The organism is Leptotrichia sp. OH3620_COT-345 (assembly GCF_003932895.1).
In the GTDB taxonomy this organism is placed as follows: domain Bacteria; phylum Fusobacteriota; class Fusobacteriia; order Fusobacteriales; family Leptotrichiaceae; genus Pseudoleptotrichia.
Window position 1 is genome coordinate 1 of record NZ_RQYW01000078.1, and the last position, 730, is coordinate 730.

The following is a 730-nucleotide window of genomic DNA, read 5'->3' on the forward strand; positions in this document are numbered from 1 at the left end:
ATGCTGGTGTACGTGGTTATAACCCTACTGGGGTTGTAATTCACAATGACGCTGGTTCGAATGGTGCTAACGCTGGCTTCTACAACAACTGGTTACCTAATCATAACCCTGAAAATGGCTTTGCTCATGTCTACATTGCTTCTGACGGAAGATTACAAGCTTCTGATTTCTCTAATATGGCATGGCATTGTGCCAACTCGTACGGTAATGCTAACTATGCAAGCTGGGAAGTATGCCAATCAGAGGGCGATTTAAACCAGTTCTTGAGAAATGAGCAAGCGGTACTAGATGACGTGGCTAAGTACATGAAACAATGGGGGTTAACTCCTAATCGTGATACTGTTAAACTACATCAAGAACTTTCAGCAACTTCATGCCCTAGACGTTCAGTAGAAGTACACGGAGGCACGTTAGAGAGTTGTCGCTCATACTTTATCACAGAACTAAACAAGCGCCTTACAGGACAAACTAGTGGCACAGTCGCAGTAAACAATACACAAACAAATACAGAATTAGAGGACGACGATTTAATGAAATTTACATATACAAATGGCGATAAAACAACTTACTACTTTAATGGCGAAAAAGTTATCGCTCTATCACACCCAGACCAATTGGCAATTGTTCGTAAAACTTATAAAGAAACAACTGGCAAAGACCTTAAAAACTTCGATTGGAAAGGTTCGCCTATTAATATTCGTTTCATGCAAGCTAACGGAATCGACAAACC

General features: G+C 40.7%; 1 protein-coding gene. It reads left to right on the forward strand.

The window, feature by feature from the left end; genetic code table 11:
* A partial coding sequence (locus EII29_RS11400) for an N-acetylmuramoyl-L-alanine amidase (RefSeq protein WP_125237609.1) occupies positions 1-730 on the forward strand: 730 nt, incomplete at both ends.